The sequence below is a fragment of the Phyllobacterium sp. CL33Tsu genome (assembly GCF_900113985.1).
GTDB classification, from domain to species: Bacteria; Pseudomonadota; Alphaproteobacteria; order Rhizobiales; family Rhizobiaceae; genus Phyllobacterium; species Phyllobacterium pellucidum.
This window is the reverse complement of the sequence record NZ_FORJ01000002.1, coordinates 130,885-147,326: the sequence shown is the minus strand read 5'-3', so window position 1 is coordinate 147,326 and position 16,442 is coordinate 130,885. Positions and strand designations below refer to the sequence as shown.

The window sequence follows — 16,442 nt, the reverse complement described above, 5'->3', positions numbered from 1 at the left end:
CCTGTGATGCTGGATGCTGCACCCTCGATGAATGCCCTGGCTGATTACCTGAAGCGATACCTGCCTCCGCTTGCCCCCGTGAGCGGCATGGAGCGCTTGCGCGCCTGCATCGGCGCGTTCCTCGGCATACTCGCAACCGGCATCGTCAGCGCGGCCGCCCTCGGCCCGACCTCCAGCGTTCCCTTGCTCATCGCGCCAATGGGCGCCTCGGCGGTGCTTCTCTTTGCCGTTCCGTCCAGTCCGCTGGCACAGCCCTGGTCGATCCTTTGCGGTAACATACTCGCCTGCCTGATCGGCGTGACCTGCGCGATCTGGATCCCCGATCCTGTCATTGCATCGGCCGCTGCCATAGGCGCGGCGATTGCCGTCATGATGCTGACGAAATCGCTGCATCCGCCAAGCGGAGCGGTTGCGCTGACTGCCGTATTGGGTGGGCCTGTCGTCCATGATCTCGGCTACAGCTTCGTCATCTGGCCGGTGGGCTTGAACTCGCTTCTGCTGCTCGTCATCGCCATCGCCTACAACAATCTGACGGGCCGGCGCTATCCGCATCTGGCGCCACCGGCGGCCAAGAATATCCACGATACCGCCGATCCAATTCCGTCGGAGCGCATTGGATTTACGCGGGGCGATCTTCGATTTGCGCTAGGCCAGCACGACGAACTGATCGATGTGAGCCCGGACGATCTCGATTCCATCCTGCATCGGGCGCAAATGCACGCCTATCATCGCCGCTTCGGCGAGATACGCTGTGAGGATATCATGTCAAGCGACGTGGTGAGCGTCGCGCCCGAGACGTCCGTACGGCGCGCCTTTGCCCTGTTGCGCCGGCATCGGATAAAGGCACTGCCCGTCGTCAATAGCGAGGGCAGGCTGATCGGTATCGTGACGCAAACGGATTTCATGCAGCGCGCCGCCTGGCCGTCCCGAACCGCGCTTAGACCGGGCATTGTCGGCAAGTTTGGCAGCATTATCGGCGTCGCCCAAAAACAGCCGCGCGTGGTTGCGGACATCATGACGGCGCCGGTTCAGTTTGTCAGACCCGACACGCTTGTCACGGAACTCGTGCCGGCGATGGCCGATCGCGGCCTCCATCATTTGCCGGTCGCCGATGCGGAAGGGCGCGTGTTGGGCATCGTTACCCAATCCGACCTTATCGCTGCGCTCTACGCCCGTAACCTCAACGACAGGCAGAAGCCCGAACCGCTTTCACTTGCCGGCTAACCGGCACTCCCGACGGTGTTTTTGCGCCGCACAATAATTCATTTGCATTTTGCCGCGATAAGGCCCATATGCGGTTCAGGCGCTTGGGCCGGTTTGATCCGGTCTTCCAGAATTTGGACTTGTGGCGTCTTCAGTCCCATCCGCAAAAGGCGATGGGCACGGCTGCGCAAGTCGCTTGGGCCCGCCAATCCGGTGGTGCTTCCCTCCGCGTCTCGTCGTTCATCCATAAATTGTGCATGCAGGTTGCGCCCTGCGATGCGTTTGTGACCCGCGAAGATTCGCGCCGGTCAGTGAAAGAAGATTGAATTGAACACTCCAGAAACAAACGGCTTTGCCGCAATGGGCCTGAACGTGGTCCTTCTCAAGGCCATCGAAGCGGCCGGCATGGCAGAGCCGAAACCAATCCAGGAACAGGCTATTCCGGCACAGGTGTCCGGCAAGGACATTCTCGGCATCGCCCAGACGGGTTCGGGCAAGACGGCTGCCTTCAGCCTGCCGATCCTGCAGAAGATCATGGGTCTTGGCGACAAGCGCAAGGGCAAGACTGCCCGCGCCCTCATTCTCGCCCCGACCCGCGAGCTTGCCGTGCAGATTGAAGAAACGATCCGCAAGCTCTCGAAGGGCGCGCATATTTCGACAGCGCTTGTTCTCGGCGGCGTCTCGCGCATATCCCAGATCAAGAAGATGCAGCCGGGCGTCGACGTGCTTATAGCAACGCCGGGCCGCTTGACCGATCTCGTGCGTGAAAACTGCATCGATCTTTCGGAGACGCGTTGGCTCGTCCTCGATGAAGCCGACCGCATGCTCGACATGGGTTTCATCAACGATGTGAAGCGCATCGCCAAGGGCACGCATCGCGACCGCCAGACCGCGCTTTTCTCGGCAACGATGCCCCAGGAAGTCGCCACGCTGGCCCAGGGCCTGTTGCGCGACCCGGTTCGCGTCGAAGTCGCGCCGCAGGGCACGACCGCGGCCGAGATCAAGCAGGTGGTACACGCCATTCCGACGAAGCAGAAAAAGCAGGTTCTTTCGGCAATGCTGAAGGACGAAGCGCTGGCTTCGGTCATCGTCTTCACCCGTACCAAGCACGGCGCGGATGCGGTAACGCGCGTCCTCGAGAAGGACGGCTATGAAGTTGCCGCCATTCACGGCAACAAGTCGCAGAATGCCCGCCAGCGCGCGTTGAACGGCTTCAAGGACGGTTCAGTGCGCATTCTCGTTGCGACCGATATCGCAGCGCGTGGCATTGACGTCGTCGGCATCAGCCATGTCATCAATTTCGACCTGCCGGATGAGCCCGAGAGCTACGTTCACCGCATTGGCCGTACCGGGCGTAATGGCGCATCGGGTTCGGCGATTACGCTTTACGATCCGGCCGAAGAGAGCGTCAAGCTGAAGGCGGTCGAACGGGTCACGCGCATGCGTCTGCCGATGGCCGATTCGCCGGTTGATCTTTCGAGCCTGCCGGCCCGTGCTGCTAATAGCGACCAGCGTCCGCCGCGCCGCGAAGGCGGCAGCGGTGCTCCGGGCAAGAAGCCGCATCGCGGTCAGGCAGCTAGCAAGCCGCGCGAGGCGCGTGGTGAGAAGATCTGGAGCAATGATGGTGGCGCCCCGGCGCAAAAGCGTCCGTTCCGCCGCAACAAGCGCCGCAGCTTTGGCGCCAAGGCTGCCTGAGCCTAGCGTCTGAAACTTATAAGGGCCGCCGGCATAAACGTGCCGGCGGCCTTTCTTTTTGCTGGCATCCTGCAGCGTAATCAGACAATTCACGTGGCTGATTGAATTCTGCGCTTGAACGGCCCGCCCGGGACAAATAGGTTCAAGCCCTGCAGATTGAAGGACTTGTGCCATGCTGAATTCAGTGATCGACGCGATCGGCAACACGCCGCTCATCCGCCTCAAGAAAGCCTCCGATCTCACTGGCTGCGAAATCTACGGCAAGGCGGAATTTCTCAATCCGGGGCAATCGGTGAAGGATCGCGCGGCACTCTACATCATTCGCGACGCGGAAAGGCGCGGCCTGCTTCGTCCGGGCGGCGTGATCGTCGAAGGGACCGCCGGTAACACCGGTATCGGGCTCACCATGGTCGCCAAGGCGCTCGGCTATCGCACAGTCATCGTCATTCCCGAAACGCAAAGCGAGGAGAAGAAGGACGCCCTTCGTCTCCTCGGCGCCGAACTCGTTGAAGTGCCGGCAGTCCCTTACCGCAATCCGAACAATTACGTGAAGGTTTCCGGGCGCTTGGCGGAGCAGATGGCGAAGTCCGAGCCGAACGGTGCGGTCTGGGCCAACCAGTTCGACAATGTGATCAACCGTCAGGCGCACGTGGAAACCACCGCACCGGAAATATGGCGCGACACCAACGGCAAGGTCGACGCGTTCATTTGCGCGGTCGGATCGGGTGGCACGCTTGCCGGGGTTGCGGAAGGGCTGAAGGGGCGCGACCCGTCGATCAAGATAGGGCTTTCCGATCCGCTCGGCGCTGCGCTGTTCTCCTATTATACCACCGGCGAGTTCAAGGCAGAGGGCAACTCGATTACCGAAGGCATCGGACAGGGGCGGGTGACAGCCAATCTCGAAGGCTTCAAGCCTGATTTTTCCTATCAGATTTCGGATGCGGAAGCTCTCGACGTGGTGTTCGACCTCGTGCAGGAAGAGGGGCTTTGCCTCGGCGGCTCATCGGGGATCAACATTGCCGGCGCCATCCGCATGGCACGCGATCTTGGCCCGGAGCATATCATCGTCACGGTGCTGTGCGACTATGGCAACCGCTATCAGTCGAAGATGTTCAATCCCGAATTCTTGCGATCCAAGGACCTGCCGGTGCCGGCGTGGATGGAGACCAAGTCCGACATTTCCATCCCGTTCGAGAATTCATAATGGCTTACGATACCACGATCCTGTTTCGCGACGATTCCTACCTCAAGGAGATTGAGGCGAGGGTTGTCGGCGTCAACGAGCGCGGCGGCATTCTTACGGATCGGACGGTCTTCTATGCCACCTCGGGCGGCCAGCCCGGAGATACCGGCGCCTTCATCCGGCCCGACGGATCGAGCATCGCCATCGCCGCAACGATAACAGGCGAAACCAAGGAAGAGATCATCCATGTGCCGGCCGCGGAGCAGCCCGTGCCCGCAGTCGGCGAAAAGCTCTTGCTTCGCATCGATTGGGACCGCCGCTACAGGTTGATGCGCATGCATACGGCCTGCCATCTCTTGAGTGTCGTCTGCCCGTTTCCCATCACAGGAGCTGCGGTCAGCGAAGATGACAGCCGCGTCGACTTCGATTTGCCGGAGGCGGGGGTCACGCGCGAGGGCGTAACGGCCAAGCTGATGGAACTGGTGAACGCCAATCATCCGGTATTCACCCGCTGGATTACCGACGAGGAACTGGCGGCAAATCCGGGCCTTATCAAGTCGAAGAATGTACGTCCGCCCATGGGCACGGGACGTATCCGGCTCGTGTGCATCGGCAAGGACGCGGTGATCGATTCGCAGCCCTGCGGGGGAACCCACGTAGCGACCACCGGCGAGGTCGGAGCAATCCATATCGGCAAAATCGAAAAAAAGGGCAAGGAGAACCGGCGTTTTCGCATCAGGTTCGGCGCCTTGCCGGAGGGAGAGTGAACGTGTCGGAAAAAAGCGCCTTTGTCGTTTCGCCGGACTGGCTTGAGGAGCGCCTCGATCAGCCCGGCTTGAGCATCCTCGATGCGTCCTGGTACTTTCCGTTCCAGAACCGCGATGCCAAGGCCGAGTATGAGGCAGCCCACATTCCGGGCGCTGTTTTCTTCGACCATGAGCAGTTGTCGGATCCCGATTCTGCCCTGCCGCATACTTTCCCGAAGCCGGAAGCCTTTGCGGCCGCCGTCAGCAGCATGGGCATTACCAATGAGGACACGATCGTCGTCTATGATGGGCCCGGCATGTACACGTCGCCCCGGGTGTGGTGGATGTTCCGCACCATGGGCGCGAAGAAAGTCTTCGTGCTCGATGGCGGCTTCGACAATTGGAAGGCTTCGGGCCGCCCGGTCACGGACGCGGTGACCAAGATCGCGCCCTCCGCATTCGTGGAAAAGTTCGATGCAGGCAAGGTTGCAAGTTTCGAGCAGATGCGCCAGATCGTCGATAGCGGCTCGCGTCAGATTGCCGATGCGCGTTCCGCCGGCCGCTTCGTCGGAACCGATCCGGAACCACGCCCGGGCCTACGCTCCGGCCACATGCCGGGCGCCCGCAGCGTACCCTCATCGAGCCTTGCCGATAAGGGTTATCTCAAGGACCTCAGCGGGTTGCGGCATGTCCTTGACGAGGCGGGCGTGGACTTGTCCCGTCCGATCGTGACGAGTTGCGGCTCGGGGATCACCGCAGCCGTTATCACCCTCGCGCTCGAATCGCTCGGCCACAAGGACAATCTGCTTTATGATGGCTCGTGGTCGGAGTGGGGCGCCCACAAGGATACTCCCGTCGTAACGGGCGAAGCGTAAGCCATGGCCGACAATCCCAAGCCCCGCATGCTGAAGACCCGGGTGACGCATCTCGAACTGACCGATCGCCCGACCCAATCCGTTCCGACGCCCGTCAGTTTCAAGCTGGCAATCATGCGGGCGACGAGGATTTCATTACCCTTCTACCGGTTCCTCTATGAGCAGGTAGGCAAGCCGCATCATTGGTCGGTCCACCGTCATCTCGACGACAAGGCGCTCGCCGCGATCATTCACCGCGGCAATGTCGATATCCATGTTCTCTACGCGGATGGCTCTCCGGCCGGCTTCTTCGAACTCGTCACTGGCGAGGACGAAGGCGTCACGGAGATTCTCTATTTCGGGCTGATCCCGGAATTTCAGGGTCGCGGTCTTGCCAGGTTCTTTCTCAACGAGGCGATCTCGACGGCGTGGATGAGCGACCCGCAGAAGGTCATCATCGAAACCAACACGCTCGACAGCCCACGTGCCTTGCAGATGTACCAGCGGATGGGGTTTCATCCGGTCAGCTTCGCCGAGGCTGAAATCGAGGCGTGGGTTTAAGGCAAAGCGTCATTCCGAAATGCTCTCCCTCATCCTCGGGCTCTGGTCTGGGGACTTGGGCTGAAAGCCCGACGCAGGACGAAGAATCCAGGGCTTGCCACGTTCGAATAACGATCTGTGGAATTCGACGCGCACCGAATAGAGAAAACGCGAATAACCCCCTATGAACGCAAATAGATTCGTTCTGGGAGGTAAAATTATCTTGTCGATGCGCAGTGCCCTTTATTCCATGATCGCCATGGCCTTGCTGTCTGGTTGTGTCCCTTCCGAACTCTCGACGACCAAGGAAGGGTCGGGAAGCGCCAAGGTGTCCGCGAAAGCCGGACAGGAAACCGGACTTGCCGGATTTTACAAAGTGAACGGTGATTGTTCAGGTCGAAACCCGGGCTCGTTGAAAGTCGTCACGGAACCTGCGCACGGTACGGTCAGAATTCAACGCTTCACAGGCAATCCGACCTATGCGGCCGGGCACTTTCTTGCCAAGTGCAATTCGCACAAGGTGCCGCAACTCGGGCTGTTCTATAGACCGGCGCCCGGTTTCGTGGGAAGTGACCGGGTCGTCGTTGCAGCCAAGGCCGCGGGCAGCGATGTTTACGGCTACGTCGCCTTTCACATCGAGGTCGCGGACTTGCTGGTCAACATCCGCATGAATCGGGTGGCTCGGCTCCCTCGTTCGGTGTCTTCTTGCTCCAACAAAGGAGACACCGATGAGCACGATCCGCTATATTGCCATGTCCACCACGCTCGCTCGCCACTACCAGCAGGGCGGAGCCGACGCCAATGGCCAGACACCCGAAACCTACCTATCTGACGGCGATGGCATGCCGTGCCGCCATTGCCTGCAGAACATTGCGGCAGGCGACAAATATCTGATCCTGTCGCATAGACCGTTTCCAGCGCCGCAACCTTACGCGGAAACAGGGCCGGTGTTTCTCCATGCTGATACATGCGAGCGCTACCCGGAAACAGAGGAGATGCCGGCGATGTTTCGCGAGACGAGCGACTACATCTTGCGCGGCTATTCCTGCCAGGACCGTATCGTCTACGGAACGGGCGGGGTAATCCGAACCGAGGCAATCGACAACCGCGCCGCCGAATTGCTCGCGCGAGACGATGTCGCCTATGTGCATATGCGCTCGGCGCGCAACAATTGCTTCCAGTGCCGCATCGAGTTGCCATGAAAAAAGCCCGGACACAGGTCCGGGCTCCTTGATAATGATGCAGCGATGCGTCAGGCCGCGATGGCGGCCTTGGCTTCGACCATCTCCAGGCCAAGCGCTTCGGCAACGGCCTGGTTGGTGATCCGCCCCTTGTGGACGTTGAGGCCATTGCGCAGATGCGGGTTGTCGACCAGCGCCTTGACGCCACGGTCGGCCAGCTGCAGGCCATATTGCAGTGTCGCATTGTTCAGCGCATGGGCCGAAGTGACCGGCACGGCTCCCGGCATGTTGGCGACGCAATAGTGGATGATCCCGTCGACCTCATATGTCGGCTCGGAATGGGTGGTCGCATGTGATGTCTCGAAGCAGCCGCCCTGGTCGATGGCGACATCGACAATGACAGCACCCTTTTTCATGCCTGACAGCATTTCGCGGGTGACGAGCTTCGGCGCTGCGGCGCCCGGAATGAGCACGGCGCCGACAACGATGTCCGCTGAGAAGACCTCTTCGTCGAGGGCTTCGATAGTCGAATAGCGCGTGTGGATACGGCCGCGGAAAAGGTCGTCGAGCTGGCGCAAACGCGGAATGGAGCGGTCGAGAATCGTGACATCAGCGCCAAGACCTGTCGCCATCATGGCCGCGTTGATGCCGACGACGCCGCCGCCGATGATCGTTACTTTGCCCGGAAGAACCCCCGGCACGCCGCCTAGAAGAACGCCGCGGCCGCCATTGGCCTTCTGCAGGGCCGTTGCACCCGCCTGTATCGCAAGACGGCCGGCGACCTCCGACATTGGCGCGAGCAGCGGCAGGCCGCCGCGATCATCCGTAACGGTCTCATAGGCTATCGCCGTCACACCGGATGCGAGGAGACCCTTGGTCTGTTCCGGATCGGGAGCGAGATGCAAATATGTGTAGAGAAGCTGACCCTCGCGCAGCTGCGCCCACTCGGAGGGCTGCGGCTCTTTCACTTTCACGATCATGTCGGATTGCTGAAAGACTTCTTCGGCAGTCTTGGCGATCTTCGCGCCTGCCGCCTGGTAGGCCCCGTCGTCGGCGCCTATTCCAATGCCAGCTCCGGACTGGACGATGACCGTGTGGCCATGAGCGATGTATTCGCGTACGGCCCCCGGAGTGAGACCGACGCGATATTCATGGTTTTTGATTTCCTTCGGGCAGCCAATGCGCATAACGCCTCCTGTTAGTGTTTTTGAGTTCCCTTTTGAGGCAAATATTTCATCACGAATCCTGTCGCATGTCCTTGCCAAGACGGCTCGACGGAAGGCAAAATTTCGAATATTCTTGCGCAAGATCGGCAATTGAAAGCGGAAAGCGCGAAGAATGACATTGGACAGGATCGATATCGCGATTCTCGACAGCTTGCAGAAGGATGGACGCATGTCGAATGCGACGCTGGCGGAGAAGGTCGGCCTGTCGCAATCGGCCTGCTCGCGCCGGCTCGACCTTCTGGAGAAATCCGGCGTCATCCGCGGCTATCACGCACGGCTCTCCAACAAGATGCTCGGGCATCCGGTCATCGTCATCGTCAATATTTCGCTGTCTGGGCAGGCAGACAAGCAATTGCGGGAGTTCGAAACCGCGGTGAAACGCTGCCCCAATGTTCTTGTCTGCTATCTGATGTCGGGCGAATATGACTATCTGCTGCGGATCGCCGCGAAAGATCTCGAGGACTACGAGCGTATCCACAAATTCTGGCTTTCGGCGATGCCGCATGTAACGAAGATAAATTCGTCCTTTGCGCTGCGCGAAGTCGCGGACCGGACCGGGCTCGGGGTCGAGACCGCGCTGATCGAAATGACAGGCGAGCGCTAAGGCTTTGCTTCTACAGCTTTACGGAGCTTGGCAGGCGCCTTGGCATGCCAGGCCAATTTGATTCGATGGCCAAGTTCCGCATCCGAAATACGGCCGAGACGCATCAGGATATAGGGCCAGCCTTTATAGTGGTCGGTTTCGAAGTAGATTTCAGGGACACTCTCCATAAGGAGCGGCTTTTCCTCGAGCGGACAGTGGATGGCGAAGGTGTCGGCATCCTTGAGTCGACCGATGAACGACGTCTTTACTTTCAGGGAAGGTGTTCCATGCGTGGTGCTCTCAGCGAGTTCGGGCAATCCTAGCCCATTCGCCACGTTCCAGATGCGTTCGAACGCCTTATCCAAGCCGCTCTCAGTCATGACTTGTAGAAGACCTGGCGCACGTCGATGTATTCGGAGCGGAAGCCGGCCTCGCAATAGAACAGGTAGAACTCCCAGAGTTTCTTGAAACGGCCGTCGAAACCAAGGTGACGCAGGCGGTCCCACGAGTCCCAGAAGCGCTGGCGCCATTCGGCGAGCGTTCGCGCATAGTCCTGCGGGAACACGTGCTCGCGGTAAAGGTCGAGGCCAAAATCCTTGCCGAGCCGCTTCAGCCGTTCAGGCGTCGGCAACATGCCGCCCGGAAAAACATAGCGCTGGATGAAATCCGGCCGCCTGCGGTAGCGATCGAACGATTTGTCGTTGATGGTGATGATCTGCAGGCCGGCGCTGCCGCCCGGCTTCAAACAGTCCTTCACCTTACCGAAGAATACCGGCCAATATTTTTCGCCTACCGCCTCGAACATCTCGATCGACGCGACATGGTCGTATTTGCCGGTCTCGTCACGGTAATCCTGGAACTTGATGTTGACCTTGCCGGAAAGCTTTGCCCGTTCGATGCGCTGGCGCGCGTACTCATATTGTTCACGGCTGATCGTGAGCCCGGTCACATGCGCGCCGATCTCGCGCGCGGCAAATTCGGCAAATCCGCCCCAGCCACAGCCGATTTCCAGCACCCTGCTGCCGGGGGTAATGCCGATATTGCGGGCGAGGGCGCGATACTTGGCATTCTGGGCGCTTTCGAGGTCGGTGGCGTTTTCCGCAAACAGGGCCGACGAATAGGTCATCGTTGGATCGAGCCATTCGCGATAGAAGGCGTTGCCGAGGTCGTAATGCGCCGAGATATTCTTGCGCGAACGGCTGCGGGTATTGTCATTGAGCCAGTGCCGTAGCCGCTGCACCGTGTTGAGCATGAAATTCGAGCCGCCGGCAAGGTTTTCGCCGACCTCTTCATTGACGACGAAGAGTTCGAGGAAGGTCGCGACATCGGGGCTCTCCCAATCGCCGTCCATGTAGGACTCCGCAAGGCCTATCGTACCGCCCGAGAAGGCGCGGCCCGGCAGGTTCCAATTGTGAAGAATGACCGACGCATTTGGCCCGGCCTGCCGGCCGCCAACCTTGAACAATTGGCCATTGGGGGTTGTGATCGCCAGCGTTCCGCGGGGCAGATGAACCGCAGCGCGAAGTGCAGCCTGAGCCTTGAGAGGGAGCCCCTTCATCATGGCGCCGACATTTTCAGGCGTGAGCCACTTGGCATCGGGGTTGGCGATAGATGTTTGCTTCATGCCGTCGATCTTCCAATTGGCGGACTATTGTTGGCCCATGTTATCAAACGTTTAAGTTGCATCCAGTGGTTCTAAAACGCAAGCGAGTGATCGCGCGTGTGAATGTAGTTCGCAAGCTACTCGTGTTTCTAAAGCGCCAATATCAACTCGCGCGAGCAAGGGATTGGCGCCTTTGAGCATAAAGGCGATGGGCCACAAGTATTCGACGGCAATTGACGTCATTCGAGCGTCTTTTAGCCGACATATGAACGTTCGCTTGCGTTCGAATAGATCATCTCAATAGTAAAAATGAAACAAAACGCGATTGGTTGTTGTTGATATTAGACTAAAGTATCATAATATTTTGCAATAAAGCTCTGAACTGATCATCTGAACTAATATATTCATCCAGTTTGTCGTTAATTTCTTAATTTTAGTCGCTTCAAATAAAATTATGACAAAACTATTGCCGTACTCACGTAAACGGTAATTTAACTACCCCAATTAATAGGGGTCAAAATTTTTCATACGAATCTGATTTGAGGACACCACCAATGAGCACTAAAACACTACGCCTCGCTGCTGCCCTATTCGTGGTCGCAGCCACTTCGTCGGCCGGCTCGGCGCTTGCTGCCAGCCAGACTTCGGAACTCAATGTTCGGCTTGAAATCCAATCCGGTTGTACCGCAAATCTGCTCGAGGGCGCGACGCTCGATTTCGGCCAGGTTGCCGGAACGCCGACAAACGACATTCAGCGTTCTGCTCGCGTCAGCGTATCCTGCAGTGGCTACAAGCCGGCAACGGGCCCTGCTGCCGTTGCTCCGACGCTCGGGCTTGGCTACGGTCTCCACGCGGACGGAAACCAGCGCAATGTGCAGAGCGGCACCAACAAGGTTCCTTATTCGCTCTACAAGAATGGCTACTACGGTGATGCCTGGGGTCTTGCCGGCACCGGGTCCGGTGGTCCGCTCACTATCAACAACCTGACCAATGATACGCCGCAGGAAGTGACGATCTATGGTGTGGTCAAGAAGAGCGACATAACCAGCAAACCGGTAGGCGTCTATACCGATACGGTACAGATCGTTCTGACCTACTAATCTCGTAAGCGGGCAGGGGGAATTCTCTTCCTGCTCGCATCGTTCTGTTCGGTCTATATCTCAGTCGCTGCAGTATTTCAGATTACTGAAGAACGCGTTTAATACAACGCATTTAATACATTGCATTTGTAGGTTATTTTTATTGATGTTGCGGTATAAGCTGCCATTCTTTTCTTTGATCAGCGTCGTTTGTCTGTGGTTGTCGATGTCAACATGGGCCGCGGCGTCGTCGCTGACGGTCATGCCCATAAAGCTCGATATTTCTTCTCCGCAGGTCGCAAGCAAGCTTACGCTGACCAACGGCGACGATGAGCCGGTCAATATTCAGGTCCGGGTGTTCCGCTGGTCGACCGTCAACGGTGTCGAGAAGCTTGACCCGACACCGGATGTGGTTGCCAGTCCTCCGGCCGCTAAAGTGCCCGCAGGGGGGCAATACGTCCTTCGCGTTGTTCGGGTCAGCAAAGCGCCCGTCATCGGCGAAGAGCGCTACCGTATCCTGATCGACGAGATTCCCGACCCGAGGAAAGCCAAGGCCGGTACGGTTGGTTTTTCGCTGCGTTTCTCGGTTCCCGTCTTTTTTCACAACAAGGATGCGCTTGACGCCAAGCTAAGCTGGAGCGTGAAACAGACCCTTAGGGGCCTGGTCGTGACTGGCTCCAATGCCGGCGATATCACCGCACGCATCTCCGATCTTAAGATTCTCTCGGGCGGCCGCGTGGTTGCCAGCAAGTCGGGCCTTGTCGGCTACGTGCAGGGCGGGTCTACCGCCGACTTCGCGTTGGGGCTGGTGAAGGGTCCGCTGCAGGGCAACTTGCAGATCCGGGCTCAAAGCGATAGGGGCGCAATCGATGCGACGGTTCCTATACGTAACTAGCTTTGCGATAGCCGGAACACTTGTATTTGATGCCATTGCCTCTGCTCAGCAGTCGACGCAAGGGGCGACGCCGGTCATCCCTGCTGCAACCGGTCTGCAACCGGGAATCCTGCAATCGCAAGCGACCCAGGAACTGCAACTCGAAGTCTTTATCAACGACGTTTCCACCGGTTTGCTCGGCGCTTTCGAGCAGGCGCGGGACGGCCATCTCAGTGCCAGGGCCAAAGAACTCAAGGAACTTGGCTTGCGTCCGCCGAACGGCACGAGGCCGGACGATTTAGTCAATCTGAACGAACTCATCGGCGTTTCCTATCACGTCGTGAGCGAGACGCAGATGGTTTACATCGAGGCGGCGGATTCTGCGCGTTTGCCAAAAGTCATCGACGTCAATCCGACAGAAAAGCGGCAGCCTGCGACGGCGAGTACGGGAGCTGTCCTCAACTATTCGTTGTTCTCGAGCACCGACAACATGCTCGATGGTTCGTTCGATGCGTTTCGCGGCGTCTCCGGCGGCTTTGACGGGCGCATATTCAGTCGCTACGGCACGCTCAGCCAGTCTTTTACCGCCAGCCTGTCCGATGGCGAGCTTGGCGGCGTCGAGCGCCTAAATACGCTCTGGAGTTATTCGGACCAGAACCGCCTCGTCACCTACAAGGTTGGCGACTTCGTGTCGGGCGGTCTTTCGTGGACACGCCCCGTCTATCTCGGTGGCATGCAGGTGTCGCGAAACTTCCGCCTGCGTTCGGATCTGGTGACTTTGCCCATGCCGGGGTTCACCGGCTCGGCGGCCGTTCCATCGACACTCGAAGTCTACACGCGCAACGCCAAGACGTTTTCGATGGACGTACCCGCAGGCCCCTTCAGTCTGACCAACCTTCCGGCATATACGGGAAATGGCGACGCGCAGGTCGTGGTGCGTGACACGCTTGGACGTGAAACCCGGACATCTCTGCCATTCTACAGCACCGTCGACATGCTGAAACAAGGTCTCGTCGACTTCTCGGTCGAAGGGGGTTTTCCCCGGCGTAACTTCGGTACCGAATCGAACGACTATTTCGGCGATCCGGTCGGAAGCGCGACGGCGCGCTACGGCGCCACGGACAGACTTACGCTCCAATCCCATGTCGAGGGCGGAGCGGGTCTGATCAATGGTGGCGCCGGCGCTGTGTTTTTGGTAGGAAGCTTTGGTGCGCTTTCCTTGGCGGCTGCCGGTAGCCAGTACGAGGATGGCACAGGCATGCTCCTCAATGGTGGGCTGCAATTCGATATTGGTTCATACGGGCTTTATGGCAGCGTCCAGCAGACCTTTGGAAGCTATGACGACATTGCTTCGATCTCAGCCGATGACGGCGTCGATTTAAGCAGCAACGGCTACATATTTACCGGTTACACGCAAATCTACAGCCCGCGCGTACCGCGCCGGACCATCCAGGCTTCCTTAAGCGTGCCGACGCCGATCGAACGGGCAAGCCTCAACTTGTCCTTCACGCATATCGAGACTGATACGGGCGAGAAAAGCAGTATTGCCGGGATTTCCTACAGCCAAGCGATGTTCAAAAGCACTTCTTTCTATGCTTCGGCCTTCACCGACCTGAACGACAGCGACAGTTTCGGTATTTTCGCCGGCCTGTCGATCCCGTTCGACAATGGCATCGGTCTCAACACGGGCCTCGAGCAATCTCCTGACGGGCTGGCGGTAACGACGGCCCTGACGAAACAGGAGACGCAGCAAGAGGGCAGCTACGGCTGGAGCCTCAGGGACCGCGAGGGCGAGGCGGCAAATCGGTCGGCATCGGCAAGTTATCGATCGAAATATGCGCGAATCGAAGGTCAGGTGAATCAGTACGACGATACCGCACAGGGCAATCTCTGGGTTGATGGTGCGATCGCTGTCGCGGGCGGCGGAGTTTTCGCCACCAATCGTCTCGACGATGCCTTTGCCGTGGTCAAGGTTGGCGCGCCGGACGTCGAGGTTCGCTCGGACAATCGGGTGATCGGACGCACGAACAAGTCCGGCCGCATCATAGTTCCAAACCTGAATTCCTACGAAGAAAACCGTATCGATATCGATACGACCAATCTTCCGGTCGATGCTGCGATCGATTCGACGCGCACTATCGTCGTGCCGGCGCAGCAAAGCGGGGTCGTCGTCGATTTCGGCGTCAAGGAAGACCCCGAAGCGGCTGTCATTTCCTTCGTCGACGCGGCGGGCGAGCCGCTGGAAGCCGGGTTGGCCGGCAGTCTCAACGGAGTAGAAGATGCCTTTGTCGTCGGTTATGACGGACAGGCTTTCATCAAGGGGCTCAAGGCCAATAACGCTGCGTCCATTCATATGGCGGATGGGGCAGTGTGCGCGGCAGAGTTTGAATACCGTCCGACACCAGGGCAACAGGTGCATATCGGAGGTGTTCGATGCCAATAAAGCGCCGTCGTCTGGAGGGCAAAGGAAGCAGTCCGAGGAGACCTGTTTTATGAAAATGCTATTGGTTTGCCTCTTTTTCCTCCTGGGAATGTGGGTGGTTCCGGCTGCAGCCAACGCATCCGCGACGTGCACAAATCGGATGGATACAATAGAACTCGAGGCCATGAGCGGCGAGGCGGCCATTGTGACCTTTCCCCCGGTAAGTATCTCCTGCAATGTGACAGGGGCGAATGTCGGTTCGATTTTTTATGCATGCATCACCCTGGCTGATACCGACGACCAGACCCTGAGATCCGAAAACGGTGACAAACTCGCGTTCGACGTCTTGACCCACGGCCAGTCCGCCGCCAAGGGCGGCTACGACACCTACCGCTACGACGTGCCGGGCACGAAGGGTACAATTGAATACATGTTCGATTATTGGACCGTGAAAATTCCACCTGGTCGTTGGGTCAAGGCAGGTATCTATAAAACAGATCTCCAAGTCGATGTCTGGTATGGCGTGTTGAGCAAGGGGTCTAATCCCTCGTGCTCGGCATCAGTACCCCCACAAATGATTCGTATGGCGACGACGCGTCCACTTAGCGTCGAAATCAAGCCGAGCTGCAAGCTGAACGTCATGGGTGATCTCGATTTCGGTGTTGTCACGCCTGTCACGGATTGGAAAAATATGCGGGCCTCGACCGCGCTGAACGTCCGGTGCTCGCCCGAAGCCAACTACACGATCACGGTCGACAATGGTAAGTCGAGAAGTCCGAAGGTCCGTAAAATGTACATGGGAGGCGAGATGGAGACCTCTGTCGGCTATGAACTTTACAAGGATGCTTCCGCCGGCGTACCGTGGCGAGAAACCGACCCTGAAAAGGGGACCGGCACCGGCTTTCCAATAAAGGTCCCCGTGTACGGCAGAATCACTGAACCGCTAAACAAAAAGCCGGCTGGAAAGTATTCCGACACGGTGCTGGTGACGATCGAATTCTAGCTGCTGGCAGCAGCGGGCGATGAGCTTGACGCGGGTTTCGGCGCGGCAGGAAGATTGAGGCGAAACGGCAGAGAGCGATGAGCTTGACGCGGCAAGCCGCCATCCGGCTGCTGACTTGAGCCGCTTCGGGATGACCTCGCCGTGGCGAGGAGAAAACGTTTAGTCCAGCAGCACGTGATGAACTGGACGCGGGTTTCGGCGCGGCAGGAAGATTGAGGCGAAACGGCAGAGAGCGATGAGCTTGACGCGG

15 protein-coding genes are annotated in these 16,442 nt (G+C 58.6%); 12 read left to right on the top strand and 3 right to left on the bottom strand.

Annotation, left to right across the window (positions count from 1 at the left end):
- The first annotated feature begins 27 nt into the window (after positions 1–27).
- The 7 genes from BM074_RS10340 (at position 28) to BM074_RS10310 (ending at position 7,423) form a co-directional block, all read left to right on the top strand.
- On the top strand, positions 28–1,224 hold the full coding sequence (locus BM074_RS10340) for an HPP family protein (RefSeq protein WP_091922411.1): 1,197 nt from the start codon (positions 28–30) through the stop codon (positions 1,222–1,224).
- Positions 1,225–1,563: 339 nt separating this feature from the next.
- Complete coding sequence (locus BM074_RS10330; RefSeq protein WP_051615001.1) at positions 1,564–2,898, top strand: DEAD/DEAH box helicase; 1,335 nt, start codon at positions 1,564–1,566, stop codon at positions 2,896–2,898.
- A 172-nt stretch (positions 2,899–3,070) separates the two neighbouring features.
- Complete coding sequence (locus BM074_RS10325) at positions 3,071–4,102, top strand: cysteine synthase A (protein ID WP_091921785.1); 1,032 nt, start codon at positions 3,071–3,073, stop codon at positions 4,100–4,102.
- On the top strand, positions 4,102–4,848 hold the full coding sequence (locus BM074_RS10320; RefSeq protein ID WP_091921783.1) for an alanyl-tRNA editing protein: 747 nt from the start codon (positions 4,102–4,104) through the stop codon (positions 4,846–4,848). The genes BM074_RS10325 and BM074_RS10320 overlap by 1 nt, the downstream gene beginning before the upstream one ends.
- Before the next feature lie 2 nt (positions 4,849–4,850).
- A complete protein-coding gene (gene sseA / locus BM074_RS23000; protein ID WP_091945787.1) occupies positions 4,851–5,702 on the top strand; it encodes a 3-mercaptopyruvate sulfurtransferase in 852 nt (283 codons plus the stop codon).
- Positions 5,703–5,705: 3 nt separating this feature from the next.
- Positions 5,706–6,242 carry a GNAT family N-acetyltransferase gene (locus BM074_RS22995; RefSeq protein WP_244532808.1) on the top strand — a complete coding sequence of 179 codons (537 nt, stop codon included), beginning with the start codon at positions 5,706–5,708 and terminating at the stop codon, positions 6,240–6,242.
- Between the two features lie 707 nt (positions 6,243–6,949).
- Entirely contained in the window at positions 6,950–7,423 is a 474-nt protein-coding gene (locus BM074_RS10310; protein ID WP_091921781.1) for a DUF1203 domain-containing protein, read from the top strand.
- A gap of 50 nt (positions 7,424–7,473) precedes the next feature.
- On the opposite strand, the gene ald is transcribed toward BM074_RS10310, so the two are convergent.
- Positions 7,474–8,589: an alanine dehydrogenase gene (gene ald / locus BM074_RS10305; protein WP_091921779.1), complete on the bottom strand. Its 1,116-nt coding sequence runs from the start codon at positions 8,587–8,589 to the stop codon at positions 7,474–7,476.
- Positions 8,590–8,740: 151 nt separating this feature from the next.
- Between ald and BM074_RS10300 the strand changes: the two genes are divergently transcribed.
- Positions 8,741–9,232, top strand: coding sequence for an Lrp/AsnC family transcriptional regulator (locus BM074_RS10300; protein WP_027231533.1), 492 nt, complete (start codon positions 8,741–8,743; stop codon positions 9,230–9,232).
- On the opposite strand, the gene BM074_RS10295 is transcribed toward BM074_RS10300, so the two are convergent.
- Both BM074_RS10295 and BM074_RS10290 read right to left on the bottom strand, forming a co-directional pair.
- The gene (locus tag BM074_RS10295; RefSeq protein ID WP_244532807.1) at positions 9,229–9,576 is read right to left on the bottom strand and encodes an MmcQ/YjbR family DNA-binding protein; all 348 of its coding nucleotides are present in this window, start codon (positions 9,574–9,576) and stop codon (positions 9,229–9,231) included. The genes BM074_RS10300 and BM074_RS10295 overlap by 4 nt on opposite strands.
- 11 nt (positions 9,577–9,587) lie before the next feature.
- Positions 9,588–10,835 (bottom strand): SAM-dependent methyltransferase, encoded by a 1,248-nt coding sequence (locus tag BM074_RS10290; RefSeq protein WP_091921777.1) that lies wholly within the window; start codon positions 10,833–10,835, stop codon positions 9,588–9,590.
- 533 nt (positions 10,836–11,368) lie between these two features.
- Here BM074_RS10290 and BM074_RS10285 point away from each other — a divergent pair.
- The 4 genes from BM074_RS10285 to BM074_RS10270 all read left to right on the top strand — a co-directional run bounded on the left by BM074_RS10285 (position 11,369) and on the right by BM074_RS10270 (position 16,192).
- On the top strand, positions 11,369–11,914 hold the full coding sequence (locus BM074_RS10285) for a Csu type fimbrial protein (RefSeq protein WP_027231530.1): 546 nt from the start codon (positions 11,369–11,371) through the stop codon (positions 11,912–11,914).
- A 205-nt stretch (positions 11,915–12,119) separates the two neighbouring features.
- Positions 12,120–12,788 (top strand): fimbrial biogenesis chaperone, encoded by a 669-nt coding sequence (locus BM074_RS10280; protein ID WP_175498975.1) that lies wholly within the window; start codon positions 12,120–12,122, stop codon positions 12,786–12,788.
- A complete protein-coding gene (locus BM074_RS10275; RefSeq protein WP_091921773.1) occupies positions 12,763–15,210 on the top strand; it encodes a fimbria/pilus outer membrane usher protein in 2,448 nt (815 codons plus the stop codon). The genes BM074_RS10280 and BM074_RS10275 overlap by 26 nt, the downstream gene beginning before the upstream one ends.
- 49 nt (positions 15,211–15,259) lie before the next feature.
- A complete protein-coding gene (locus tag BM074_RS10270; RefSeq protein ID WP_175498973.1) occupies positions 15,260–16,192 on the top strand; it encodes a Csu type fimbrial protein in 933 nt (310 codons plus the stop codon).
- Positions 16,193–16,442 lie beyond the last annotated feature (250 nt).

Coding starts and splice junctions, on each gene's coding strand:
- BM074_RS10340 (WP_091922411.1), top strand. CDS start 28: ATGAATGCCCTGGCTGATTACCTGAAGCGATACCTGCCTCCGCTTGCC.
- BM074_RS10330 (WP_051615001.1), top strand. CDS start 1,564: ATGGGCCTGAACGTGGTCCTTCTCAAGGCCATCGAAGCGGCCGGCATG.
- BM074_RS10325 (WP_091921785.1), top strand. CDS start 3,071: ATGCTGAATTCAGTGATCGACGCGATCGGCAACACGCCGCTCATCCGC.
- BM074_RS10320 (WP_091921783.1), top strand. CDS start 4,102: ATGGCTTACGATACCACGATCCTGTTTCGCGACGATTCCTACCTCAAG.
- BM074_RS22995 (WP_244532808.1), top strand. CDS start 5,706: ATGGCCGACAATCCCAAGCCCCGCATGCTGAAGACCCGGGTGACGCAT.
- BM074_RS10310 (WP_091921781.1), top strand. CDS start 6,950: ATGAGCACGATCCGCTATATTGCCATGTCCACCACGCTCGCTCGCCAC.
- ald (WP_091921779.1), bottom strand. CDS start 8,589: ATGCGCATTGGCTGCCCGAAGGAAATCAAAAACCATGAATATCGCGTC.
- BM074_RS10300 (WP_027231533.1), top strand. CDS start 8,741: ATGACATTGGACAGGATCGATATCGCGATTCTCGACAGCTTGCAGAAG.
- BM074_RS10290 (WP_091921777.1), bottom strand. CDS start 10,835: ATGAAGCAAACATCTATCGCCAACCCCGATGCCAAGTGGCTCACGCCT.
- BM074_RS10285 (WP_027231530.1), top strand. CDS start 11,369: ATGAGCACTAAAACACTACGCCTCGCTGCTGCCCTATTCGTGGTCGCA.
- BM074_RS10280 (WP_175498975.1), top strand. CDS start 12,120: ATGTCAACATGGGCCGCGGCGTCGTCGCTGACGGTCATGCCCATAAAG.
- BM074_RS10275 (WP_091921773.1), top strand. CDS start 12,763: ATGCGACGGTTCCTATACGTAACTAGCTTTGCGATAGCCGGAACACTT.
- BM074_RS10270 (WP_175498973.1), top strand. CDS start 15,260: ATGAAAATGCTATTGGTTTGCCTCTTTTTCCTCCTGGGAATGTGGGTG.